The organism is Methylobacterium sp. AC315, from assembly GCF_979253755.1.
The window spans coordinates 386,015-408,399 of the sequence record NZ_CEEDEA010000002.1 but is presented as its reverse complement, the minus strand read 5'-3'; the positions used below and the strand labels follow the sequence as shown (position 1 = coordinate 408,399).

Below are 22,385 nucleotides of genomic sequence, written 5' to 3'. Positions count from 1 at the left end.
CCGGCACGCTTGTCCGTAATTGGCCGCTTCGGCACTTCGGTGTTTGAGCCGGCTCACTTCGGTGCGACGAGGAAAACAAGCATGTCGGATGCGAATACAGCCCCGCGCGTGCTGATGGTATTCCCCAAGTTCTACGAAAACTCGATGTGGAACTTCAAAGAGGCCATGGAGCTGCAGGGCGCCCGCGCACCCGCGCCGCCGCTGGGCCTGATCACACTGGCCGCGATGCTGCCGCCGGCCTGGCAGGTGAGCTTGGTCAACCGCAATTGCGAGGACCTCACCGACGCGCAGATCCTGGCGGCCGACCTGGTGATGACCGGCGGCATGCTCCCCCAGGAGCCGGACTGCCTCGTCGTGATCGACAAATGCGCGGCGCTCGGCGTCCCGGTCTGCGTCGGCGGCCCGGCCCCGACTTCGACCCCGGAGATCTACGACAAGGCCGACTTCCTGGTGCTGGGCGAGGCCGAAGGCATCCTCGCCACCTTCGTGGAGGCCTGGGAATCCGGCGCCCGCCGCGGCCGGTTCACCGCGGAGAAGTTCAAGGCGGACGTCACGACCAGCCCGATCCCGCGCTTCGACCTCCTGAATTTCAGCCACTACCTGTATATCGGTGTCCAGTTCTCGCGCGGCTGCCCGTTCACCTGCGAGTTCTGCGACATCATCGAGTTGTACGGTCGCTCGCCGCGCACCAAGACCACGCCGCAGATGCTGGCGGAACTCGACCGGCTCCACAGCCTCGGCCATCGCGGCCATGTCGACTTCGTGGACGACAACCTGATCGGCAACAAGAAGGCAATCAAGCTGTTCCTGCCGCACCTCATCAAATGGCAGGAGGCGCACGGCTACCCGTTCAAGTTCTCCACCGAGGCCTCGCTGAACCTCGCGGACGACGACGAGCTGCTCGGGATGATGCGGGACGCGAACTTCTTCGCCCTGTTCACCGGGATCGAGACGCCCGACGAGGCGACGCTGATCCAGACCCAGAAGAAGCAGAACACCAAGCGGTCGATCGCCGACAGCGTACACAAGCTCTACGAGCACGGCATGTTCGTCACCGCCGGATTCATCGTTGGCTTCGACACCGAGAAGGACAGCATCAGCAAGGCGATGTCGCTGTGCATCAGCCAGACCGGCATCCCGATCGCGATGGTCGGCCTCCTCTACGCGATGCCGAACACCCAGCTCTCGCGCCGCTTGCGCAAGGAAGGCCGGCTGTTCGAGAACTTCGCCTACACCACCGCCGAGCAAGGCGACCACTGCACGCAAGGGCTCAACTTCGTGACCCTGCGCCCGCAGCAGGACGTGCTCGCCGATTACCGGGACGTGCTGGCCGAGATCTACGACCCGCCGAACTTCTTCGCGCGCGTCCGCGAGATCTCCCGCCGGGTGAAGCGGCCCAAATTCGCGGCCCACAAGCTCGACTGGCGCCACGTCGCGCGCGATCTGGGGTCGCTGCTGCGGATCTGCTGGCGGATGACCGTGCGACGGCCCGAGCTGGCCAAGCACTTCTGGGGCGTGTTCCTGCAGACCGCCCGCCACAATCCGGCGGCCCTGGAGGCGGTGGTCACCAACATGGTGATCTACCTCCACGTCTACCCGTTCTCGCGCTACGTGATCCGCGAGATCAACGGCCGGATCGCCGAACTCGAAGCCGGCCGCTGGGTGTCGCCCCCGATCCTGGCCCCCGAAAAAGACAGCGGCGCCAAGGCCGCCCCGGTCGGCAAGGTGGTCGCCCGCGCCGAGGTCAAGCACCTCGCCGCGGTGGCCTGACCGGCCGCGCCGGCGTTACGCCGCGCGCACCGTCTGCAGGAAGGCGCCGATCTCCCGGCGCAAGGCCTCGGATTGCGCCGACAGGCTCTCGGCCGAGGCGAGCATCCGGGTGGCGGCCGTGCCTGTCTCGTCGGCGGCGCGGGCGACCGCGTCGATCGTGCCGGTGACCGAACCGGTCCCGGCGGCCGCGTCGGCGATGCTGCGGGCGATTTCCTGGGTCGCCGCGCCCTGCTGCTCGACCGCCGCCGCGATGGACGTCGCCACCCCGTCGATCTCGCGGATCCGGCCGGTGATGCCGTCGATGGCGTCCACGGTCTGGCCGGTCGCGCCCTGGATCCGGCCGACCTGCGCGGTAATCTCGTCGGTCGCCTTGGCGGTCTGCGCGGCCAGCGCCTTCACCTCGGACGCCACGACCGCGAAGCCGCGCCCGGCCTCGCCGGCCCGGGCTGCCTCGATCGTGGCGTTCAGGGCCAGCAAGTTGGTCTGGCCGGCGATGTCGGAGATCAGCCGCACCACGTCGCCGATCCGGCCCGCGGCCTCCCTCAGCTCCTGAACCAAGCCGGCGGTCCGGCCGGCCTGACCGACCGCGCCCCGGGCCAGGTCGGCGGAGCCGTCGACCTGGCGGCCGATCTCCTGCACCGAGGCGCCGAGCTCCTCGGCCGCCACCGCCACCGTGCCGACATGGGCGGTCGCCTCCTGTGCGGCGCTCGCCACCGTGGCCGAGCGCTCGGCCGTGCGGGTCGCCGTGCTGGTCATGGCCTCGGCATTGGAGCGGAGATCGAGCGCCGCCTCCGTCACCGCCGCCAGGACGCCACCGATCGCGGCCTCGAAGCCATCGGCCATCTCCTGGACGGCCCGCCGCCGCTGCGCCTCGGCGCCGGCCCGGGCGAGCGCCGTCTCCTGCTCGAGGGCGCGGGTATGAATCAGGTTGTCCTTGAACACCTGGACGGCCGCCGCCATCGCGCCGATCTCGTCCCGGCGGCCGGTGCCGGGGATCGCCACGGCGGCGTCGCCCTCGGCCAGGCGGCCCATGGCGCCGGTCATCCGCTGGATCGGGCGGGCGATGCCGAACAGGGCGAACAGCATCGCCGCCGCCGCGACCGCCAACGCCACCGCGGTCGCGACCAGGGCGGTGAGCTTGGCCGAGGTCGCATTGTCGGCGGTGGCGGCGACGTTCCCGTCGGTCTGCGACCGGGCCAGCGCGATCGCCTCGGTAAGGCTGCCGACCGCCGCATCGTTCTGGGCGCCCGTCTCCGGGTCGAGGACGAGCTTGAGGGCGCCGTCCCGGTCGCCGGCGATCATCAGCTCGACAACCTGGAGCTGGATGTTCTGGTAGGCGTTCCAGGCGCCGGTGAACCGCTCGTAGGTCTCGCGCGCCTTCGGAGTCGCGAGGCGGCCCTGGTAGGCCTGGCGCAGTTCGGACAACGCCCCGAGGCCGTCGGTCAGCGCCGTCTGGTTCTTGTCGAGGGTCGCGAAGTCCGGCGATCCCGCGACCAGCCGGTACAGCTTCAGCCGCACGTCGCGCACCGCCATGCCGATGGCCTCGGCCTCGTTCTGGGCCGGAAGCCAGACCTGCGAGACCTCCTTGGCGTCCTGTTCGATCTCGGACAGGCGGACGACGCTGACGACCCCCTGGCCCGCAGCCGCGAGGGCCAGCAGGCCGATGGCTCCGCAAAGGACGGTCTTCAGAGAGAATCGCATCGGGGCTTCCGTCGTCGCGGCCAGCCGCGCTTCCGGGTGCAAGGATCTCCGGGATATATCTTAACGTTTTATCTGCGGCCGGAAACTATTCGCGACTAAAGCCACTTCTTCCAGCGAAAGAAAACGTAGGGCAGGATCGCGGCAACGAACATCATCACCACGGCCATGGGGTAGCCGAACGGCAGTTCCAGTTCCGGCATGGACTTGAAGTTCATGCCGTAGATCGAGGCGATCAGCGTCGGCGGCATGAATACGACGGCCATGACCGAGAACAGCTTGATGATGTTATTCTGCTCGAGGTTGACTAGGCCGAGCGTCGCATCAAGCAGGAATTGAATTTTCGTGGACAGGAAGGTGGCGTGCTCTTCCAGCGATTGAAGATCGCGCAGGGTCGAGCGGACATCCTCCCGAAGGTCGCGGGGTGCCTTGTTGGTCCGATAGGTCGCCGACAGCGAAAGCAGGATCCGCTCCATCGAGACCAGGCTCTCGCGCTGCTTCGAGATCAGGTCACCATGGCGTCCGAGCGCCCGCAGGGTATCCTGAAGGGCGGTGTTGCGGGCGGACGGGTCGTCCTGCACTTCGAAGATCTTGCCCGACAGCCGATCGATCCGCTCGCCCTGGAGCTGGAGCACGTCCGCGGCCCGGTCGATCACCGCCTCGATCAGCCCGGCCAGGATGGCCTCGCCGGAGACCGCGGAGGCGCTGCCGTTGCCGGTCGTGCGGCCGGCCCGCTGGGTGTACATCCGGAAGGCCTGGGGTTCCTCGTGGCGCACGGTCACGAGGCGGCTGCCGCGCAGGATGAAGGTGATGCCGGCCAGCCCGGGCTCCTCGGCATCGCTGACCTTCGAGAGCACCCGCCCGGTCATGTAGCGGGCACCCTCCTCGACGTAGAGCAGCTCCGAGGGCTCGATGTCCTTCATCTCCTCGCGGGTCGGCACCTCGATGCCGGCGAAGGCCTCGACCTTGAGTTCCTCCTCGCGGCTCGGGCGAATCAGGTCGAGCCAGACGGTGTCCTCGGGGATCGTGTCCTGGAGATCGACGATTCGGCGCTCAAGCAGCGAGGATCCGGCGCCGGTTGAGGGCTGGTGGATGAAAATCACGACGGTGTCTCGGGTGCAAAACGGTCACTGGGCGGCGCCGGGTCCGATCCGCATCCGGCACGGCGGCTCCAAGCGCAAGCTGTGCCGTGGGTGTGGCGTTGTTTTCTGACGCTTCCGTGACATCGCGGCCCGCATCGACGAAGCGGTGCCGTCCGGCCCGACGTTCAGTTGCAGCCTTCGCAGACGCTGTCCTCGATCTTGTCGGTCAGGGCGCGCTCGCGCCGCTGCTCCCGCCGCGACGGAACCTCGCCCGCGCCCAGCGACGTACCGGGCGGCATCGTCACGCCGAGGCTGTTGGTGTTCGGCGCCGTGATCGTCGATTGCGGCCCTCCGCCGATGCCGGTCTCATCGGCGGCGCGCGGCTGAGCCGCCAGCGTGGCCGGCAAGGCGAGGCTCAGCGCGGGGAGGCTCAGCACGACGAGGGCGAACAGGCGGATCGAGGCTGTGGTCATGACACCTCCAGTCATCGTGAGAAGGTCAGAATCTACAGCAAGTTGCAAGCCTGCAATCCGCAATCCTTCCCGCCGCAAGCTTCTCGATCTTGTGAGCCTCTCGATCTTGCTCGCCTCAGCGACGGCGCGGGGCCTCGCGCCGGAACACGCCGACCATCTCGACATGGTCCGAATGCCGGAACTGGTCGACCGGCGTCACCGATTCGAGCTGGAACCCGCCGGCCGTGAGCGTCGCCGCGTCCCTCGCGAAGGTGCCGGTATCGCAAGACACGCCGATCGCCACCGGCACCCGCGACGCGGCGATCTGCCGGGCCTGGGCCTCGGCGCCGGCGCGGGGCGGGTCGAACACGACCGCGTCGAACCCGTCGAGTTCCGTGGGCAGCAGCGGCCGGCGGAACAGGTCCCGGCGCTCGGTGGTGATCTGGCGCAGGCCCGTCGCGGCCCGGGCCGACCGGTCGAGCCCGCCGAGCGCCGCCGCATCCGCCTCGACGGCGTGGACCGCGGCTGTCCGCGCCATCGCCAGGGCGAGGGGTCCGCAGCCCGAGAACAGGTCGGCGACCCGCCGCGGACGGCGCCCCAAGGCCGCCACGCTCAGCGCGGTGAGGATGGCCTGCCCGGCCGCAGTCGCCTGCAGGAAGCCCCCGGGCGCCGGATAGAGGCGGCTTTCGGCATCCGTGACCGAGACCGGCTCGGCCTCCATCAGGCGCTCGCCGTGGAGCGACAGCCGGGCCAAGCCCAGCTCGCCCGCGATCCGAACCAGCGCGGAGGCAACACCGCCGGTCACCGGGCCGTGTCCACGCAGGTCGATGTCGAGGCCCTGGTCGGTGGCGGTCACGGCGACGTCCAGGGGCTTACGGCCGTGGCCCAGCGGCCCGGCGAGCCGGCGCGCCACCGCGGGGGCCGGATGCAGGGCCGGCACCGTGATCGGACAATGGTCGATCGGCACGAGCGCGTGGCTGCGCGCCGCCATCAGGCCGGCCTCGCCCTGTCCGTCGATCTCCCGGACGTGCAACGTGATGCGGCGGCGCCCGGCCCCGTGCGCGTCGATCGCGGCCCCCGGCTCGACGCCGAGACGGGCCTGCGACAGGGCCTGCGCGACGAGGCCGCGCTTCCAGGACAGCTCTGCGGCGGGCGCGAGATGCTGCGTCCGGCAGCCGCCGCAGCGCATGTAATAGGGGCAGAACGGCTCGACCCGGTCGGGGGAGGGCTGCACGATGCCGACCAGCTCGGCTCGCTTTCCCTCCCGGCGGATCGTCACTCGCTCGCCGGGCAGCGTGTAGGGGACGAGGATCCCGTCCTCCGCGATGCCGTCGCCACGGGTACCGAGCTCCCGGATCGTGACCGTTTCGCTCATGACAGGTTTGCGCCGATCAAAAATTCGGAATTGCCGTCGCCACCCGGCACGGGCGAATCGATCAGGCCCAGAATCGTCGCGCCGAGCCCCTCCAGCACGAAGCGGACGGCATCGCAGACCTCCGCGTGGACGGCCGGATCGCGCACGAGGCCGCCGCGCCCGACGCGCTCGCGCCCGGCCTCGAATTGCGGCTTGACCAGCGCGACGATCGCGGCGCCGGGAGCGAGCAGCGCCGGCAGGGCCGGCAGCACCAGCCGCAGGCCGATGAAGCTCACGTCGACGCTCGCCATTGCGGGCCGCGGCACGAGCCGCGCCGGATCGAGGGAGCGGATATCGGTGCCCTCCAGGCTGGTGACGCGGGTATCCGCGGCCAGCCGCGGATGCAGCTGCCCGCGGCCGACATCGACCGCGTGGACATGGGCGGCGCCACGGGCGAGCAGCACGTCCGTGAAGCCGCCGGTCGAGGCGCCGACGTCGAGGCAGACGAGGCCCGCGGGATCCAGCCGGAACGCGTCCAGCGCCGCCGCGAGCTTCAGCCCGCCCCGGGAAGCGTAAGGGTGCTCGGGGGCGGCCTCGATCCGCGCCCCCGGGGGGATCGCCTCCGAGGGCCGTGCCAGCGGCCGGCCGTCCACCCGCACCAGCCCGGCCCGGATCGCGGCCTGCGCCCGCGCGCGGCTCTCGAAATGGCCGTGCTCCACCAGGAACAGGTCGGCCCGCTTTGGCGCAGGCGCGCGGTGCGCGGGCGCTCCGCCTGCCGGTATGGGCCGTTCTCCGGTCATCAGGGCTTTACAGGCTCGCGTCAGGGCTACGGCAAAGGTTTCGGGGGCCGGCCCTGTCGAAGGGGCGGCGTGCCCCCTACCTAGACCGGGCTGGAGAGGAGAGCCACCGTATGACACGCATCCTGCCGCTGCTCGCGCTGCTGGGACCCTTCGCGGCGAGCGGTGCCTTCGCCCAGGAGCCGGCAGCCCCCAAGCCGACCGAGACGTTCCAGGCGCCGGTCAAGAACGCCAAGGGCGACCCGATCGGCACGATCGCGATCCGCGACGGCGCCAACAGCCTCGTGTTGCGCGTCGCCATCCAGCCCGGCGGATTGCCGCCCGGCTGGCACGGCATGCATTTCCACGCGGTCGGCGATTGCTCGGATCCGAAATTCCTGAATTCGAAGGCCCACGTGAACCACGACCAGAGCAAGCACGGCCTGCTCAATCCGGACGGACCCGACGAGGGCGACCTGCCGAACCTCTACGTGGCGCAGGACGGCTCGGGGAATGCCGAGGTGACCAGCGAGACGCCGCTCACCGGCGAGGGCGGCCTCAAGGACGGCGACGGATCGGCGCTGATCATCCACGCCAACGAGGACGACCACACAACCCAGCCGATCGGCGGCGCCGGCGACCGGGTCGCCTGCGCGGTGATCAAGTAGGGCCTCGTCCAGAACGGCGGATTTCGGCGTTCGGGACGCGGCGATGCGCGAGCGCCGGTCAGGCGGCGTTCGGCGAGGGCACCAGGGGCGGGATCGGGCGCGGGCGCCCCGCCTCGTCGATCGCCACGAAGGTGAGGGTGGCCTGCGTCACCCTCTCGCGGACCTGGGTGCAGAACCGGCGCGCCCAGGCCTCGACCTCGATCTTCATCGAGGTGCGGCCGACATGCGAGACCCGGGTGTAGACGCACAGCACGTCGCCGACCCGGACCGGGCGGATGAAGGTCATCGCGTCGAGGGCCACGGTGACGACCCGGCCCTGGGCCCGGTCCACGCCGGCGATGCCGCCCGCCTGATCCATCTGGGTCAGCACCCAGCCGCCGAAGATGTCGCCGTTGGCGTTGGTGTCGGCCGGCATCGCGATGGTCCGGACCGTCAGGTCCCCCCGCGGCAGGTCCGCGTCGGGGGGCGGCGCCTGCTCACCCTCGAGGTTCGCGCGTGCGACGTGCTGCATGCCGTCCATCCGCCTGTCTCGCGCGCCGTCAGGAAAGGATGCCGGCGAGCTTGAGCCCGGCCGCCAGCAAGATGGCGGCTGCGCCCAGGATGCATTCGAACGGGATCGATTGCCAGAGGTCCGGCGTCGCGGCCGTGGGCTCGGCGCGCTGCGCGATATCGTTCATCGGGTTTCCTCCCGGGCAGGCCGATCTGTCGCCGGCGCGTCCCGTTCCTGCATTATACGGCATGGAGACCAGCTACGCATCTCGAATCAGCGCATGGAAAAGCCCGGCGGCTCGTGGGAGCCGCCGGGCCTGTCAGCGTCGTGGACCGCTCAGTAGAAGAACCGGCGACGGTAATAGGGGCGACGGTAGAACGGGCGCGGGCCGTAATAGAACCGGCGGCGGTAGTACGGACGGCGGTAGAACGGGCGCGGGCCATAGAACCGACGGCGGTAGTAGTACTGGGCCTTCTGGGCCACGGCCGGCGCGGCGTCGGCGGGCAGGGCGATGCCCGGACCGACCGGCGCGGCCGATGCGCCCTGCGGCGCCGCGGCCGCAAAGCCCAGCACCAGCAGGGCCGCGAGCAGGAATTTCCTCAGCACGTCTCGACTCCCTTCGCGTGATTGCGTCTTCGACGACGAACCGCACGCGGGACGAGAACCCGGTCGGCGGTCCGAAACGCTGCAACGCACGGGCGATGGGAAGCGTTGCAGCGTAACCGCTACGGAGATTCGGACAGGGTTTATTTTTATCCCAGCACCGTAGGCGGCCCGCTGCGCCGGGACGCAGCGTGCCGCGCCGACCCCGCGATCAGGCGATCTTGGTGGTCATGTCCTCGATGCGGGCCTCTGTGCTCTGGCGGACGAGGGCGATGCCGTGCTCGCAATCCTCGCGGCGAAGGTAGCCCTCTCCGGAATCCGCGATCACCTCGCCGTTGCGCGCGCGCAGGCGCCAGCGCCACTCGCCCTTGGCATCCCGATAGAGTTCGAACCGCATGGTGCAGCCTCTCGTCCGACGTGTCGGTGAGATGGGACGCCCCGCGCAAAAAAGAAGCCGCCCCGGGAGGTTCCCCGAGGCGGCGTCCGTACCGGTCTAGACGAATCCCGGTCTCAAAAGGTCGAGACCTTTCGCGGGAGCAGGGCAGAGCCCTGCGGATCTCTCAATGGTTCCGGCGTGGAACCCTGTCGTCAGGAGCGGGGCGACCGCTCCAGCCAGCCGATGGTGCGGCCTTCGCCGCTGCCGCCGCCGGCGCTGCGCGGGCGGGCATCGGTCCGCTGGGGCCGGCTGTCCCGCGCCGGGCGCGCCTGCTGCTGGGCCGGGCGCTCGCCCTGCGGACGGGCGGGCCGATCCGAACGGGCCTCGCGTCCCTGCGGGGCGGGACCGCGACCGTCGCCGCGGCCGCCTTCCGGACGGCCCTGGCGCGGCGCACCCTGACCCTGGCCGCCGCCGCCGCCGAAGCTGCGGCCGCCTTCCGGACGCCCCTGCTGGGGACGGCCCTGCTGCGGACGGGACCGCTGACCCGGACGGCCACCGGCCGGGCGCTGCTGCTGGCGCTCGGGCCGACGCTCCTCCTCGCGGGCGATCTCGGCCGCTTCCTGACGGGACGGCGGCGAGAAGCCCTCGGGGAAGCCGGCGACCGGCACGCTCTGGCGGGTCAGCCGCTCGATGTCGCGCAGGTAGGCCCGCTCCTCGTCGTTGCAGAACGAGATCGCCAGACCGGTTGCCCCGGCGCGCGCGGTGCGGCCGATGCGGTGGACGTAGCTCTCCGGCACGTTCGGCAGATCGAAGTTGATTACGTGGCTGACGCCGTCGACATCGATGCCGCGGGCCGCGATGTCGGTGGCCACCAGAACCCGGCAATCGCCGTCCCGGAAGGCCTGGAGCGCCCGCTCGCGCTGCGGCTGGCTCTTGTTGCCGTGGATCGCGGCGCCGGCGATGCCGGCCTTGTCGAGGCCGCGCACGACCCGATCCGCGCCATGCTTGGTGCGGGTGAAGACCAGGACGCGGTCGATGGCCGAATCCCGCAGGATGTGGGCGAGCAGCGCCTGCTTCGCGCCGGTATGGGCGAAGATGACCGTCTGCTCGACGCGCTCGGCCGTGGTGGCGACCGGGGTCACGGCGACCTGCACCGGATCCTTCAGGTATTGGCTGGCGAGCCCGGCGATGTTCTTCGGCATGGTCGCCGAGAAGAACAGGCTCTGGCGCTGGGCCGGCAGCAGCTTCACGATGCGCTTGAGGGCGTGGATGAAGCCGAGGTCGAGCATCTGGTCGGCCTCGTCGAGGACCAGGATCTCGACGCCCTCGAGGGTCAGGGAGCGGCGCTCGATCAGGTCGATCAGGCGGCCCGGGGTGGCGACCAGGATGTCGACGCCCGGAGCCAGCGCCCGCTCCTGGCGGCTGATGGTGACGCCGCCGAACACCACCGTGGTGGTGTAGGACAGGTGGCGCCCGTAATCCGAGAAGGACTCGGCGATCTGGTTGGCGAGCTCGCGGGTCGGCGAGAGCACCAGCACCCGGCAGCCGCGGCGCGGGGCCCGGCGGTCCGAGAGCGAGAGGCGGTGCAGGATCGGCAGCGCGAAGGCCGCGGTCTTGCCGGTGCCGGTCTGGGCGATGCCGCAGAGGTCGCGGCCCTCCATGGCCGGCGGGATCGCCTGGGCCTGGATCGGGGTCGGCGTGACGTAGCCAGCCTCGCCGAGCGCCCGCAGCACGGGCTGGGCAAGGCCGAAATCGGTGAATTGGGTCAAAGAAATATCCGATGCAGCAGGGCCGGCCGGGCGCTTCGCGTTCGGTGCGAGCAGCGCAGAAATCTGGTCGGCCCGTTGGCAGGGGGCAGCCCGCGTGATGGGGCGGCCCGGGTGCATGCACGTTATGAAGAGGGGGGCCGGATCACGCCGGAAGGCGCCCGATCCGTCACGCAGCCCCCTCAAGCGGGCCATGACGGCCGCTGACGCTGCACCGCCGATATGCGGGTGTGCGCCTGCGAAGTCAATGCATCGCTTGGCGCGGGATGACATGGCACCGATCGCCTGGGTGCACGGCTCGGCGCCGCCGCTAGGCCTGTCCGAGGTGGATCGCTCGCGCGATCGCTGCCGGATCCCGCAATGCCGGGCAGGCTCAGGCCGCTTTGCGCCGCGTCTGATGGTAGAGGCCCGCCGTCAGACCCGCGAACAGCACCAGGCCGCCGATCAGCGCGGGGCCCGCGAACCCATCGCCCGCCAGCGCCAGGACGGCATCGTTGCCCGCGATGTAGACGATCAGCGCGAAGGCGACGCCCCACAGGCTCTCGCCGACGATCAGGCCGGTCGCCGTCAGGATGCCCAGCCGGACCGCCCGCTCCGGATCGGCCCGGCGGCGCGCCCAGCGCTCGTAGACCGTGCCGATCACCGCGCCGGCCACCAGGGGCACGACCAGCGTCATGGGCAGGTAGATCCCGAAGGCGGTGGCCAGCGGGAGCAGGCGGAGACGCTTCAGCCGGCCGAGGGTCTCGTCCAGCGCGACCAGCCCCAGGCCGGCGGCCGCGCCCCAGCCCAGCATGCGCCAGTTGCCCTCGCCCGAGAGCACGCCCTTGGCCAGGGTCGAGATCAGGCCGGCCTGCGGCGCGGCCAGCGCGTTCGGCCCGGCCCCGGGCGTCCCGACGAAGCCGAAGCTCGTCGCCAGCACGTTGAGTACCGGCGGGATGATCGCCGACCCGAACACCACCCCGACGACCAGCGCCGCCTGCTGCTTCCACGGCGTCGCCCCGACCAATTGGCCGGTCTTGAGATCCTGCAGGTTGTCGTTCGCGATGGCGCAGATGCTGAACACGATGCCGGTGACGGTCAGCACGTAGGCGACGAGCGCCCCGCCGCTCTGCGCATCCCCGTCGCGGCCGAGCAGCCCCAGCAGCATCGCCGAGCTCGCCAGCGCGGCCAGGATGCCGATCCCCGAGAGGGGCGAGTTGGACGAGCCGATCAGCCCGGCCATGTAGCCGGTCACGGCGGCCACCACGAGCCCGATCACCAGGACGAACAGCAGGCCGCCCGCGACTAGCAGGACGCCATAGCGCTCCAGGCTCGTGCCGCCGAGGACGTCCCACAGCAGCCAGCCGATCGGCAGCAGAAGGCTCGCCGAGACCACGAGGACGACCGCGATCGGCAGGTCGCGCTCCTCGAGCGCCAGCGTCGCGCCGGCGTGGCGCGCCCGCCCGGTCGCGAAGGCCGAGCGGATGCCGCCCAGCACCGGGCGCGCGATCCGGATCAGCGTCCAGAGCGCGGCCACGCCCATCACGCCGGCGCCGAAGAACCGCACCTCCTGCCGGAACGCCGCGCCGACCCAGGCCTCGACACTGACGTCCGGCATCGGCTGCTGCGCGGTCAGGATCGGGACCAGCACGGCCCAGCCGATCGCCAGCCCGAGCGCCATCGCGGCCCCCACCGACAGGCCGACCAAATGGCCGACGCCCAGCAGCGCGAGGGACAGGTTGCCGGCGATCCCGGTCGCGCCCGCGCCGACGCGGAACCAGAGCGCGGCGCTGTCGAGCACCAGCCGGGTCTGCGCCAGCGCCGCGAAGCCGGCCGAGGCCAGGCTGTTCCAGACCAGGATGCGCAGGCCCAGCGCGCTGTCCGCCTGCCCGGCGGCGCCCTGGGTGCCGAGCGCCAGCACCTCCGCGGCGGCCCGCCCCTCGGGGTAGGGGAGGTCCGAATCGACCACGAGGGCGCGGCGCAGCGGCACGGACAGCATCACGCCCAGGATCCCGCCCGTGGCGGTGATCCCCGCAGTGGTGAGCCACGGGAACCCGTGCCACCAGCCGATCATCACCAGGCCCGGCAGCACGAAGATGATGCACGAGAGCGTGCCGGCCGCCGAGGCGACAGTCTGGACGATGTTGTTCTCCAGCACCGTCGCGCCGGGCAGGTGCCGCAGCACCGCCATGGAGATGACCGCGGCCGGGATCGATGTGGCGAAGGTGAGCCCGATTTTGAGGCCGAGATAGACGTTGGCGGCGGTGAACAGCAGCGTCAGCGCGCCGCCGAGCAGGAGGCCGCGCCAGGTCAGTTCGGCCGGTTGAGCGCCGCTGGACATGCGAATCGGGTTCCGGAAGCCAAGGTCCCGATTTTATCGGTAGGCGGCTGAGAGATGCAACCGTCCTTCCCGTGTCCGTGTAAGCATTTATCCGATATCGATGTGATTATTTATATCAGCAACATCAAAAAATACGCCGGAAGACAAAAATCATGGTTCCGATATTGGACGATCGATATTTTATGCGATCGAACATCTAGCCTCGCGCGAACGCCCCGCACCGTGGGCGTGGTCGGAGCGGTGTGGGAGCGTCGAGACTGCCGGGCGATGACGAGCGCCTTGCCGAGGCGGTGTCCGCCCGTCTGTGGTTGACGTTCCACCACGGATGCCGGGCCTGGAAAGGGTTCGACTGTGAGTCGCTCTGCCGCCTGCACGCGAAGGGGCCGAGCGCCGATCCGGTCGGCCGGGCCAAGTCCGTGGTGCTGGCGTGGTTCTGACTGGGGAAGGCCTGCGCCGATCCGAAGCGCTGTTCACCCGCAACGATTGAACGGTTCGCCCCTGCGGCCGAGCGCAGGGCTGCTGGCCGCAAAACGAAGGTCCGACACAATCAACGGCTGAAGCCGTGAACCCGGCGGAGCGCCGAGCGATCGGAGAAAAAACACCACAACAAACGTGTGGTGCGGCCAAGAGGACTCGAACCTCCACCCCTCGCGGGACTAGCACCTCAAGCTAGCGCGTCTACCAATTCCGCCATGGCCGCATCGGACGCGAAGATCCGCCCGTTCGCCCGACCGATGCGACCTCCGGGGAAACCCTCGGGCCGCCGTCATGTCGGGCGGCGCAGCGGATAACAGATCGATCCGCCGCCGACAAGCGCCGCGCTCAAACGGACGCGTAGTTGTCGTCCAGGAACGGCGTCGCGCTGTCGCCGATCGTGGTGCCGGGCTCGATGATCGCCGCCGCCTTGCGGATCAGCTCGGTCACCTCGACGGAGATGCGGTCGCCGGTGACCACGATCTGGCCGCGGGCGATCGGGTGGTCGTTGGCCAGGATCTCCACCATGTCGCTGTCGCTGGATTCCAGCTCGATCACCGCGCCGCGGCCCATGCGCAGGAGCATGTGCAGCGGCATCCGGGCCCGGCCCAGCACCACCGTCAGATCGACCTTCAGGGTCTCGAAGACCGCCACCGCTCGCCCATCCCGTCTCGCCGCCGACCTGGTGCACCCAAAGCTTGCAACCGCCGGCCGCGGATGTTGAAGGCTTCGACCATCGACGCAGGATGGTGAACCCTTGGTAAACGCGCCCCGTCTCACGGTCTCGCCCCATGCCTTCCCGACGCGGCCCGGCTCGGATCCGGTGGGCTGGCGCGTGAGCGACGCGCCCGTGGGCTACGCGGACGCGGTGGCCTGGATGGAGGCGCGCGTCGAGCGGATCGCCCGGGGCGCGGCGCCCGAATGCGTCTGGCTGCTCGAGCACCCGCCGCTTTACACGGCGGGCACCTCGGCGCGGTCCGAGGACCTCGTGGCGCCCGATCGGTTCCCGGTCCACGTCACGGGCCGGGGCGGCCAGTACACCTATCACGGCCCGGGCCAGCGGGTCGCCTACGTGATGCTGGACCTCGACCGCCGGAGCCGGGACCTGCGCGCCTACGTGGCGAGCCTGGAGGGCTGGCTGATCGAGACGCTGGCGGCCTTCAACGTCCGGGCCGAGCGCCGGGAGGACCGGGTCGGCGTCTGGGTGCGCCGCCCCGAGAAGGGGCCGGGGGTGGAGGACAAGATCGCGGCCATCGGCATCCGGGTGCGCCGCTGGGTCAGCTTCCACGGGATCAGCCTGAACGTCGAGCCGGACCTGTCGCACTTCGCCGGCATCGTGCCGTGCGGCGTGCGCGAGCACGGGGTGACGAGCCTGGTCGATCTCGGCCTGCCCGTGAGCCTGGCGGAGGTGGACATGCAGCTGCGCGCCGCGTTCGAAGAGATTTTTGGGGCCACGGTGAGCGAGGCGGCGGAGTAGCTACCGGCGATCAGAAATCCGCGTGCAATCGCGACGCGAAGAAGTGCGCCGGCCCGCGGTCGCGGTTGTAGCCGGGGTTGTTCACGAACTGGTAGTCGAAGGTCAGGGTCACGAACTTGGTCAGGTTCAGGGCGTAGTAGGTCTCCAGCGCCCGCTCGCTGCCGTAGTTGAGCCGCCCGTCCCCGACCAGCAGGCCGTAATAGCCGGCCGCGAAGGCGGCGCGGTGCGAGGGCGAGAGCCGGTTCATCGCCGTGCCGATGGCGACCGTGTCGTCCGGCCGGTCCCAGGCCTTGCCCTTCAGCGACAGGCCGCCGGAGAAGCTCTGGTCGATGTCGGTGAAGGAGATGTTCTCCGTACGCCCGTCGTTCAGGCTGGCCCGGGCGAACAGGCCGAGTTCGGGCGTCAGCGCCTGCTCGAGGTTGATGTAGCCGCCGGTCTTCCGGCGCGGCTTGCGGGTCGCGAGGGCGGCATCGCTGCCGTTGTCGAACAGGCCGAGTTGCGTGAGGGTGACGAGCTCGCGGTTGTTGGCCGAAACCCCGACATTCGAGAACAGGCCGATGCGGATCTTGCCGGGCTGCTCGAGCCACGGGAGCACGTGGCGCTCCTCGAACTCGGCGTTCAGGCCGGCGCGCCGGAACACCCGCGGATCGAGCACGTCGCTCGACGGCTCCTTGGGCACCTGCGTGTAGGCGGCGCGGATCGCGAACTCCGGCCGGTTGTATTCGGCGTAGACCCCTTGCGTGAAACCCGGGAGGTTGGCCGGGAAGTCCCAGGCCGAAGCCCCCCACAGCGACCAGTTGAAGAAGTCGACCCGCGGGTCGTGGGCGTAGACGTTGCCGTCGAAGAAGTCGCCCAGGGCGAACTTGCCGGCGATCAGGGTGATCCGCTCCGCATCGTACCGGGTGGCGACCTGGTTCGGCCCGTCCGGCACCTCCACGGTCTCGCCGCCGAGGCCGATCGTCTGCTTCACGTAATAGCGGTTCGAGCGCAGCTTCGGGAACGGGGCGCCGGCCTTCTGCGCCTCTCCGTTGACGAAGCCCGCGACGCCCAGCGTCCGCGACAGGCCGAAGCCCTGGCTGAACTCGGGGTTGTAGTAGAGCTCGGTGCTGTCGGTGAGCTTGAGCCCGAGGAAGATGGTGGCCGTGGTGGTCTGCCGGGCCTGGTGCGGGATCAGGCTCTGCGCACCCTCGTAGGGCGAGCGGAAGCCCGGCACCCCCTGGGCGATCAGCGTCGTCTGCCCGTGCAGCGAGAAGCGCCCGGTTTCGCCGTTGTCGGGATCGTGCGGTGCGGTCTCGTCCGGATCGGGCGGAGCCTTCAGGCCGCCCGGGAACCACATCAGCCGCGCGAACAGCTGGTTCGAGGTGAAGCGCGCCCGGGACGTGACCGGACCGCCGTCGTCCCCCGGTACGCTGCCCAGCGAGAAGCGCCGGCTGCCGCCGAGGTCGATGTAGCGGTAGTCGATCCCCAGGGCGAGCGAATCGCTGATCGCGTACTGGATGCCCGCGCCCAGGGTGAAGCCGAGATAGCCGAGTTCGCGACGCGCCGTGTTCTGGCCGCCCGCGTCGAGATCCGGGTAATTCGCCAGGAACCGCGCGTTGGCGCCGGCGAGCCCGAACGACCCGTAGACGAGGTACCGGTCGAAGCTGTAGCCGATCCGGGCCCGGAGGGTGCCGTACAGGTCGGTCTTGGCGCGCACGATGTTGAAGGGCTGGTCGGCGTCCTCGTACCCGAAGCCCGTGATGGTCGAGGGCACCGGCCGCTTCAGGTTCGCCACGTCGAGGGTCGCCTCGGCTCCGTAGACCCAGGGGCCGGCCTGCCAGTTCCAGCCGCCGAACAGGCCCCCGACCGCCGTGGTGGCGTTGCGGCCCTGGTCGCTGCGGCCGGTGGAATCGCCGCTCTTGAACGCCGGGACAGCGCGGTTCCCGATCGCAGTCGGCCCGAAATTATAGGCTCCGTAGGACCCGCCCGCGCTGCCCTGGAGGCCGATATAGCCCCCCGACCAGTCGGTATAGGCGGGCAGGTCGGGCGCCGGGCGGCGCCCGGCGAGGTCGGCCGCGGCCGCCGGAACGGACGCGATCAGGGGCGCGGCCAAGACGAGGGCGGCGGCACGGAGGAGGGGCGCGGGACGGGGCGACATCGGACTCGCAGACAAGATATAGCACTTGCTATAATGAGGTTCGCGGACATGCAAGCCGTTTCGGGTCGCCTCGACCACAGGCCACATCGTTTCTCGCCCCGCGTCGCATTGTCGATGCCGTGCATGGCAGTGCCGTGACGATCTCCACATCTCTCCGGCGGTCAAGATACGCGCGGACACAGCCGGCGGAATAACTTCGCGCCACCCGCAGAAACTTGATACGTCTACAGGTAAAGACCAAGAACTATCACTCGTCAGCGCTGTAATGGCGTCAGATTAGAATTGTTATCATTTGATCTGTGCCGGTTTGCCTCTTTGAAATGCCTCGTGGGAGCGTTATGTGCATCGGCATGCGTGCTCCGACTCTCTTCCCGATTCTCCGCGGCCTGGCTGCGGGTGCCCTCCTGGCGACGGCGGGGGCCGCCGCGGCCAAGGAGGTGCCGATCGGTCCGCACGTGACAAAGAACGGCCTCGAGGTCGCGGCCGTCTACCTGCAGCCGATCGAGATGGACCCGCCCGGCATGATGCGCCAAGCCGCGCAGTCGGACCTGCATCTCGAGACCGACATCCGCGCCGCCAAGGACAACCGGAACGGTTTCGCGGAGGGCGATTGGGTGCCGGCCCTCGACGTCCGGTTCGAGGCGGTGAAGCTCGACGGCGACAAGCCCACGGACCAGAAGGTCGCGGGCCAGCTGATGCCGATGGTCGCCAACGACGGCCCGCATTACGGCGACAACGTCAAGCTGTTCGGTCCCGGCCGCTACCGCCTGACGGTCACGGTGGCCCCCCCCGGCAAGGACAGTCACTTCGGCCGCCACGTCGACAAGGAGACCGGGGTCGGCCCCTGGTTCGAGCCCTTCGACGTGACCCAGGACTTCACCTTCGCCGGCGTCGGCAAGAAGGGCGCCTACTGACAAGGCGGGCGCCTCCTGAACCGTAAGGATATCCGTGTCACGCTCGTCGCGCCCCGTCCGCTTCGCCGCCGCGTTCCTCGCCGTCTCCTGCGCGGCTCTCCCCGCGCGCGCCGAGGACATGCCGGTCATCAAGGTGGAGATGCGCGACGGCGTGATCCTGCCGGCGACCATCGAGGTTCCGGCCAACACCCGGTTCAAGCTGGAGATCTCGAATACCGGGCAGTCGCCGGTGGAGTTCGAGAGCACGGAGCTCAAGCGCGAGAAGGCTCTGGCCGCCGGCTCGACCTCGTCGATCGTGTTCCGCACCCTCGATCCCGGCACCTACCAGGTGTTCGACGACTTCCATCCCGAGGCGAAGGCCACCCTGGTGGCCAGGTGAGCGGGTCCCGATGGTGACTGCCCCGACCCTCCTCGCCGAGGTGCCCTCGCGCCGGGACCTGCTCGACGAGCGGCTCGCCCGCTTCGGCGACTGGCTGCGGCAGCACGGTTGGATGATCCGGGCCGTGCAGTGGGTGATCGTCGGCGTCTACGGGGTGCTGGTGATCGTGCCCGCGCTGCTGCCGCTGCCCGACAACACCGCGCATATCTGGACCAACCTGACGCTGGCCGCGCAGTTCGCGTTCTGGGGCATCTGGTGGCCGTTCGTGCTCCTGAGCATGGTGCTGGTCGGCCGGGCCTGGTGCGGCGTGCTCTGCCCCGAGGGCGCCTTGAGCGAGTTCGCCAGCCGCTGGAGCCGGGGCTACGCCGTGCCGCGCTGGATCACGTGGCAGGGCTGGCCGTTCCTGGCGTTCGCCGGCACCACGGTCTACGGACAGATGACCAGCGTCTACGGCTATCCGAAGCCGGTGCTGGCCGTGCTCGGCGGCTCGACCGTCGCGGCGATCGTCGTGGGCCTGCTCTACGGCCGCAACAAGCGGGTTTGGTGCCGCTACCTCTGCCCGGTCAACGGCGTCTTCGCCGTGCTCTCGAAGCTGGCGCCGGTGAGCTTCCAGGTCGACCGCGCCGCCTGGGCTGCCTCGCCCAAGCCCGCACAGGGCGCCGAGACGTTCAACTGCGCCCCGCTGGTTCCGGTCAAGGTCATGCGCGGCGCGGGCTCCTGCCACATGTGCGGCCGCTGCAGCGGCCATCGCGGCGCGGTGCGCTTGGCCCTGCGCTCGCCCAACCACGAGATCGTCCACGTCGCCGGGAGCGAGCCGAGCCTGGAACAGACCGTGCTGATCCTGTTCGGCATGCTGGCCCTCGCGGTGGGCGCGTTCCAATGGTCGTCGAGCCCGTGGTTCGTCGAGGCCAAGCAGCTGGCCGCCACCTGGCTGATCGAGCACGGGACGACATGGCCGCTGGAGATGTCCGCGCCGTGGTTCATCCTGACGAACTACCCCGACCACAGCGACGTGATGACCCTCCTCGACGGCGGGTTGCTCCTGGCCTACATCGGCGCCGCGACCGTGTTTCTCGGGCTTGCGGTGTCGGGGATCGTGGCGCTCGCGACCGTGGCGCTCGGTGGATGGTCGCTCCGGCGCTTCCATCACCTGACGCAGACGCTGATCCCGGTGGCGGGCTGCGGCGTCTTCCTGGGCCTCTCGGCGCTGACCGTCACGTTCCTGCGCGGCGACGGCATCGTGATCCCGTACGTGTCGGAAATCCGGGCCGCCATGCTGATCGGGGCCGGCCTTTGGAGCGTGTGGCTCGCCTGGCGGGTCGCCGGCCTCGGGGCGGGTGGCCTTCAGCGGGCCGCGGCCACGGCCTGCATCGCCTCCGCGGTGACCCTCTCGGTCGCCAACTGGGTGCTTCTGTTCTGGGTCTGGTAGCGCGGTCCGCGTTCAACTGAGGAGAACGCCATGATCGGCGCGTTCATCATCGCCTTCCGCGAAGTCATCGAGGCGGGCCTGATCATCTCGATCGTGCTGGCGGCCACGCGGGGCATCCCCGGGCGGATGCGCTGGGTCCTGCTGGGCGTCGTCGGCGGCCTCGCCGGGGCCGGCCTCGTGGCGCTGTTCGCGGAAAAGATCTCCGACGCCTTCGAGGGCAGCGGCCAGGACATCCTCAACGCCGCGGTGCTGATCGTCGCGGTGCTGCTGCTGATCTGGCACAACACCTGGATGAGCAAGCACGGGAAGGAGCTCGCGGGCGAATTGCGGGCGGCCGGCGCTGCGGTGCGCTCGGGCGAGCGCGAGGCGGCCGCGCTCTCGATCGTCGTCGGCGCCGCGATCCTGCGCGAGGGCGCCGAACTCGTGCTGTTCCTCTACGGCCTCGTGGCGTCGGGCACCTCGGGCGCGGACATTCAGTTCGGCGCCTTCGCCGGCATCGGCGCCGGGATCCTCCTCTCCGCGGTGACCTATCTCGGCCTCGCCGCGATCCCGAGCCGCTACGTGTTCTCGATCACCAGCGTGCTGATCATCTTCCTGGCCGCAGGGCTCGCTTCGCAGGCCGCACAGTTTCTGGCCAATGCCGGTGTGGTGGATGTCCTCGGCCAGACCCTGTGGAACAGCTCCGGGGTGATCGCGGAGAATTCCTGGCCGGGCCGGGTGCTGCACGCCCTGGTCGGCTACACCGACCGGCCGACCGCCCTGCAGGGGCTGGTCTATCTCGGTACCATCGCGGTGATGGTCGGGCTGATGCAGTGGAGTTCCGCCGACAAGCGCCGGACGGTGCGCACCGCCTGAGGTCCGGGTGCCCAAAGGGCTCAGCCCTTTGGCGGGTCGTCAGGGCAGAGCCCTGATGATGGACCAGGGCTCCGCCCTGGACCCGCAAAAGATCGCCGACCTTTTGAAACCCGGCTTTGGCGTTATCCGCCCGTCGCGACCGGGCGCGCGGTGTCCGCGCCCCATTCCGACCACGAACCGTCGTAGAGGCCGCGGGCGGGCTGGCCCAGGGTCTCCAGTGCCAGTGCGATGATCGCCGCGGTCACGCCGGAACCGCAGGTGGTCACGATCGGCCGGTCGGGATCGATGCCGGCCTCCGCGAACACGTTCTCCAATTCCTCCGGGCTCTTCAGCCGGCCGTCCCGTTGAAGCGACGCGTAGTGCAGGTTGTGCGCGCCGGGCATGTGCCCGGGCCGTACGCCCGGCCGCGGTTCCGGCTCCTCGCCGCGGAAGCGGGTGGCCGAGCGGGCGTCGACCACCTGGGCCGAGCCGGTCTCCAGGGCCCGGGCGACGTCGTTGGCGTCCGCCACGGCGCCGTGGTCGAGCCGGGCGGTGAAGTGGCGCCGCTCGCGCGGGGCCGGGTCGCCGTCCTCGGTGGCGTAGCCCGCGGCGATCCAGGCCCGCAGGCCGCCATCCAGCACCAGCGCGTCGCGCACCCCGTAGGTCTTGAGCATCCACCAGACCCGCGGCGCCGAGAACAGGCCCTGGCCGTCATAGACGACGATCTGCATGCCGTCGCCGACGCCCAGCGCCCGCATCCGCGAGGCGAACACGTCGGAGCGCGGCAGCATGTGCGGCAGGCTGGATTCGGTGTCGCTCATGGCGTCGAGGTCGAAGCGCAGAGCCCCCGGGATGTGCGCGGCCCGATACTCGGCCGCGGCGTCGCGACCGGCGGCGGGCAGGTACCACGAGGCGTCGAGCACCACGATGTCGGGCGCCGCGAGGCGGTCGTGCAGCCATTCGGGGGTGACGAGGGGCGGGTGGGCCATAATCCGCTATCCGGCTCTGTTCGCGCGAGGGGCCACCAAACCACAGGCTGGAGCCTGTTGCACGCCCGGTCGCCGGCCGGAGACTTCGCGGTCGGGCGGTTTCGTCAGGCCCCCGGGCGGACCGGCGCGGGGCCGCGATCCCGCGGCCAGCTACGCACCCGGCACCGTGGTCCGATGCAGCGAATGCACGCTGGTCTTGTTTTCAATCGTTGTAACCCCAGTTACGACAACACGATGACGCTCACCGCGCCAGCCGTCTAGGCCGGCTCGGGCGGGTCGCCCCCGATGCCGTTCCGCGAGACGCCAGTCCCGGACACGCGAGACGGGGCCGCCGCCTGAAGGAGGAGCGTTCGATCCTCCCTCTCTGCCGAGGCGCCCGCGCCGACCGTGCAGCCTG

General features: G+C 70.2%; 22 protein-coding genes and 1 tRNA gene. 8 read left to right on the top strand and 15 right to left on the bottom strand.

The window, feature by feature from the left end; all coding sequences use genetic code 11:
- The first annotated feature begins 81 nt into the window (after window positions 1–81).
- Complete coding sequence (locus tag AC0IY0_RS04685) at window positions 82–1,770, top strand: B12-binding domain-containing radical SAM protein (protein ID WP_419829033.1); 1,689 nt, start codon at window positions 82–84, stop codon at window positions 1,768–1,770.
- 15 nt (window positions 1,771–1,785) lie between these two features.
- On the opposite strand, the gene AC0IY0_RS04680 is transcribed toward AC0IY0_RS04685, so the two are convergent.
- The 5 genes from AC0IY0_RS04680 to AC0IY0_RS04660 all read right to left on the bottom strand — a co-directional run bounded on the left by AC0IY0_RS04680 (window position 1,786) and on the right by AC0IY0_RS04660 (window position 7,156).
- Window positions 1,786–3,471 carry a methyl-accepting chemotaxis protein gene (locus AC0IY0_RS04680; RefSeq protein ID WP_147908985.1) on the bottom strand — a complete coding sequence of 562 codons (1,686 nt, stop codon included), beginning with the start codon at window positions 3,469–3,471 and terminating at the stop codon, window positions 1,786–1,788.
- A gap of 95 nt (window positions 3,472–3,566) precedes the next feature.
- Entirely contained in the window at window positions 3,567–4,571 is a 1,005-nt protein-coding gene (locus AC0IY0_RS04675) for a magnesium transporter CorA family protein (protein ID WP_147853632.1), read from the bottom strand.
- 164 nt (window positions 4,572–4,735) lie between these two features.
- The gene (locus tag AC0IY0_RS04670; RefSeq protein WP_419829034.1) at window positions 4,736–5,023 is read right to left on the bottom strand and encodes a hypothetical protein; all 288 of its coding nucleotides are present in this window, start codon (window positions 5,021–5,023) and stop codon (window positions 4,736–4,738) included.
- Between the two features lie 115 nt (window positions 5,024–5,138).
- Window positions 5,139–6,377 (bottom strand): class I SAM-dependent RNA methyltransferase, encoded by a 1,239-nt coding sequence (locus AC0IY0_RS04665; protein WP_471763182.1) that lies wholly within the window; start codon window positions 6,375–6,377, stop codon window positions 5,139–5,141.
- Window positions 6,374–7,156: a TlyA family RNA methyltransferase gene (locus AC0IY0_RS04660; RefSeq protein WP_471763181.1), complete on the bottom strand. Its 783-nt coding sequence runs from the start codon at window positions 7,154–7,156 to the stop codon at window positions 6,374–6,376. The genes AC0IY0_RS04665 and AC0IY0_RS04660 overlap by 4 nt, the downstream gene beginning before the upstream one ends.
- 110 nt (window positions 7,157–7,266) lie before the next feature.
- Here AC0IY0_RS04660 and AC0IY0_RS04655 point away from each other — a divergent pair, with 110 nt between their 5' ends.
- Window positions 7,267–7,800 carry a superoxide dismutase family protein gene (locus tag AC0IY0_RS04655; protein ID WP_147897397.1) on the top strand — a complete coding sequence of 178 codons (534 nt, stop codon included), beginning with the start codon at window positions 7,267–7,269 and terminating at the stop codon, window positions 7,798–7,800.
- A gap of 58 nt (window positions 7,801–7,858) precedes the next feature.
- Here the strand turns inward: AC0IY0_RS04655 and AC0IY0_RS04650 are convergent, their stop codons facing one another.
- The 6 genes from AC0IY0_RS04650 to AC0IY0_RS04625 all read right to left on the bottom strand — a co-directional run bounded on the left by AC0IY0_RS04650 (window position 7,859) and on the right by AC0IY0_RS04625 (window position 13,355).
- Window positions 7,859–8,311 (bottom strand): acyl-CoA thioesterase, encoded by a 453-nt coding sequence (locus AC0IY0_RS04650; RefSeq protein WP_187278452.1) that lies wholly within the window; start codon window positions 8,309–8,311, stop codon window positions 7,859–7,861.
- A 28-nt stretch (window positions 8,312–8,339) separates the two neighbouring features.
- On the bottom strand, window positions 8,340–8,477 hold the full coding sequence (locus AC0IY0_RS04645; RefSeq protein ID WP_187193523.1) for a hypothetical protein: 138 nt from the start codon (window positions 8,475–8,477) through the stop codon (window positions 8,340–8,342).
- Window positions 8,478–8,626: 149 nt separating this feature from the next.
- The gene (locus AC0IY0_RS04640; protein WP_007566004.1) at window positions 8,627–8,896 is read right to left on the bottom strand and encodes a hypothetical protein; all 270 of its coding nucleotides are present in this window, start codon (window positions 8,894–8,896) and stop codon (window positions 8,627–8,629) included.
- A gap of 208 nt (window positions 8,897–9,104) precedes the next feature.
- Complete coding sequence (locus tag AC0IY0_RS04635; RefSeq protein ID WP_147857947.1) at window positions 9,105–9,290, bottom strand: YegP family protein; 186 nt, start codon at window positions 9,288–9,290, stop codon at window positions 9,105–9,107.
- Window positions 9,291–9,481: 191 nt separating this feature from the next.
- Complete coding sequence (locus AC0IY0_RS04630) at window positions 9,482–11,038, bottom strand: DEAD/DEAH box helicase (RefSeq protein WP_471763180.1); 1,557 nt, start codon at window positions 11,036–11,038, stop codon at window positions 9,482–9,484.
- Window positions 11,039–11,408: 370 nt separating this feature from the next.
- A complete protein-coding gene (locus tag AC0IY0_RS04625) occupies window positions 11,409–13,355 on the bottom strand; it encodes an OPT family oligopeptide transporter (protein WP_471763179.1) in 1,947 nt (648 codons plus the stop codon).
- A gap of 242 nt (window positions 13,356–13,597) precedes the next feature.
- On the opposite strand from AC0IY0_RS04625, the gene AC0IY0_RS04620 reads away from it, so the two are divergent.
- On the top strand, window positions 13,598–13,792 hold the full coding sequence (locus AC0IY0_RS04620; protein ID WP_471763178.1) for a DUF6429 family protein: 195 nt from the start codon (window positions 13,598–13,600) through the stop codon (window positions 13,790–13,792).
- A 178-nt stretch (window positions 13,793–13,970) separates the two neighbouring features.
- Here AC0IY0_RS04620 and AC0IY0_RS04615 read toward each other — a convergent pair.
- Together AC0IY0_RS04615 and AC0IY0_RS04610 are read right to left on the bottom strand one after the other, a co-directional pair.
- Window positions 13,971–14,055: transfer RNA gene (locus AC0IY0_RS04615), tRNA-Leu, on the bottom strand.
- Window positions 14,056–14,177: 122 nt separating this feature from the next.
- A complete protein-coding gene (locus AC0IY0_RS04610; RefSeq protein WP_147910664.1) occupies window positions 14,178–14,483 on the bottom strand; it encodes a FliM/FliN family flagellar motor switch protein in 306 nt (101 codons plus the stop codon).
- A 103-nt stretch (window positions 14,484–14,586) separates the two neighbouring features.
- Between AC0IY0_RS04610 and lipB the strand changes: the two genes are divergently transcribed.
- A complete protein-coding gene (gene lipB / locus AC0IY0_RS04605; RefSeq protein ID WP_147939713.1) occupies window positions 14,587–15,306 on the top strand; it encodes a lipoyl(octanoyl) transferase LipB in 720 nt (239 codons plus the stop codon).
- Between the two features lie 10 nt (window positions 15,307–15,316).
- Here lipB and AC0IY0_RS04600 read toward each other — a convergent pair whose 3' ends face one another.
- A complete protein-coding gene (locus tag AC0IY0_RS04600; protein ID WP_471763177.1) occupies window positions 15,317–17,443 on the bottom strand; it encodes a carbohydrate porin in 2,127 nt (708 codons plus the stop codon).
- Between the two features lie 350 nt (window positions 17,444–17,793).
- On the opposite strand from AC0IY0_RS04600, the gene AC0IY0_RS04595 reads away from it, so the two are divergent.
- Genes AC0IY0_RS04595 through AC0IY0_RS04580 form a run of 4 tightly spaced genes read left to right on the top strand, consistent with a single transcriptional unit; the run spans window position 17,794 to window position 21,020 of the window.
- Window positions 17,794–18,357 carry an iron transporter gene (locus AC0IY0_RS04595; protein WP_210248937.1) on the top strand — a complete coding sequence of 188 codons (564 nt, stop codon included), beginning with the start codon at window positions 17,794–17,796 and terminating at the stop codon, window positions 18,355–18,357.
- A 34-nt stretch (window positions 18,358–18,391) separates the two neighbouring features.
- Window positions 18,392–18,736, top strand: a complete 345-nt coding sequence (locus AC0IY0_RS04590) for a cupredoxin domain-containing protein (protein WP_471763176.1) — start codon at window positions 18,392–18,394, stop codon at window positions 18,734–18,736.
- Between the two features lie 10 nt (window positions 18,737–18,746).
- Window positions 18,747–20,165 (top strand): 4Fe-4S binding protein, encoded by a 1,419-nt coding sequence (locus AC0IY0_RS04585; protein ID WP_471763175.1) that lies wholly within the window; start codon window positions 18,747–18,749, stop codon window positions 20,163–20,165.
- A 30-nt stretch (window positions 20,166–20,195) separates the two neighbouring features.
- Window positions 20,196–21,020 carry an FTR1 family iron permease gene (locus tag AC0IY0_RS04580; RefSeq protein WP_419829042.1) on the top strand — a complete coding sequence of 275 codons (825 nt, stop codon included), beginning with the start codon at window positions 20,196–20,198 and terminating at the stop codon, window positions 21,018–21,020.
- Between the two features lie 122 nt (window positions 21,021–21,142).
- On the opposite strand, the gene sseA is transcribed toward AC0IY0_RS04580, so the two are convergent.
- Entirely contained in the window at window positions 21,143–21,988 is an 846-nt protein-coding gene (gene sseA, locus AC0IY0_RS04575; protein ID WP_471763174.1) for a 3-mercaptopyruvate sulfurtransferase, read from the bottom strand.
- Window positions 21,989–22,385: the final 397 nt, after the last annotated feature.

Bases quoted from the DNA above. Each gene is read 5' to 3' on its own strand.
- AC0IY0_RS04685 (WP_419829033.1), top strand. From the start codon at position 82: ATGTCGGATGCGAATACAGCCCCGCGCGTGCTGATGGTATTCCCCAAG.
- AC0IY0_RS04680 (WP_147908985.1), bottom strand. From the start codon at position 3,471: ATGCGATTCTCTCTGAAGACCGTCCTTTGCGGAGCCATCGGCCTGCTG.
- AC0IY0_RS04670 (WP_419829034.1), bottom strand. From the start codon at position 5,023: ATGACCACAGCCTCGATCCGCCTGTTCGCCCTCGTCGTGCTGAGCCTC.
- AC0IY0_RS04665 (WP_471763182.1), bottom strand. From the start codon at position 6,377: ATGAGCGAAACGGTCACGATCCGGGAGCTCGGTACCCGTGGCGACGGC.
- AC0IY0_RS04660 (WP_471763181.1), bottom strand. From the start codon at position 7,156: ATGACCGGAGAACGGCCCATACCGGCAGGCGGAGCGCCCGCGCACCGC.
- AC0IY0_RS04655 (WP_147897397.1), top strand. From the start codon at position 7,267: ATGACACGCATCCTGCCGCTGCTCGCGCTGCTGGGACCCTTCGCGGCG.
- AC0IY0_RS04650 (WP_187278452.1), bottom strand. From the start codon at position 8,311: ATGCAGCACGTCGCACGCGCGAACCTCGAGGGTGAGCAGGCGCCGCCC.
- AC0IY0_RS04645 (WP_187193523.1), bottom strand. From the start codon at position 8,477: ATGAACGATATCGCGCAGCGCGCCGAGCCCACGGCCGCGACGCCGGAC.
- AC0IY0_RS04635 (WP_147857947.1), bottom strand. From the start codon at position 9,290: ATGCGGTTCGAACTCTATCGGGATGCCAAGGGCGAGTGGCGCTGGCGC.
- AC0IY0_RS04625 (WP_471763179.1), bottom strand. From the start codon at position 13,355: ATGTCCAGCGGCGCTCAACCGGCCGAACTGACCTGGCGCGGCCTCCTG.
- AC0IY0_RS04600 (WP_471763177.1), bottom strand. From the start codon at position 17,443: ATGTCGCCCCGTCCCGCGCCCCTCCTCCGTGCCGCCGCCCTCGTCTTG.
- AC0IY0_RS04595 (WP_210248937.1), top strand. From the start codon at position 17,794: ATGCGTGCTCCGACTCTCTTCCCGATTCTCCGCGGCCTGGCTGCGGGT.
- AC0IY0_RS04585 (WP_471763175.1), top strand. From the start codon at position 18,747: ATGGTGACTGCCCCGACCCTCCTCGCCGAGGTGCCCTCGCGCCGGGAC.
- AC0IY0_RS04580 (WP_419829042.1), top strand. From the start codon at position 20,196: ATGATCGGCGCGTTCATCATCGCCTTCCGCGAAGTCATCGAGGCGGGC.
- sseA (WP_471763174.1), bottom strand. From the start codon at position 21,988: ATGGCCCACCCGCCCCTCGTCACCCCCGAATGGCTGCACGACCGCCTC.